General features: G+C 64.4%; 1 pseudogene. It reads right to left on the minus strand.

The window, feature by feature from the left end:
- Positions 1-261: pseudogene (locus ACLQ2U_RS32260) on the minus strand (C39 family peptidase); the annotation flags it as partial.

The raw sequence follows: 261 nt of genomic DNA on the forward strand, positions 1-261 counted from the left end.
TTCGAAGGAGTGGGTGACGCCGTCGGTGTCGGTGGTGGTGCCGGCGATGTTGGCGACCACGGCGCGGCCGTTGTCGACGGTGCGGACGACGTCGGTGCGTAGTTTCTCGGTCTGCTTGGTGTCGGCCTTGGTGTCGCGGATCTCGACGCTGTGGTAGGCGTCCTTGGTGCCGGTTTCCTTGTTCAGGACGGGGGTGATGTCGTTGATGCTGTTGGTGCCGGCTTCGGTGGTGCCCATTTCCTTGGCCATGGCGTCGACGCT

This window comes from Micromonospora sp. DT47 (genome assembly GCF_049844475.1).
In the GTDB taxonomy this organism is placed as follows: Bacteria; Actinomycetota; Actinomycetes; order Mycobacteriales; family Micromonosporaceae; genus Micromonospora.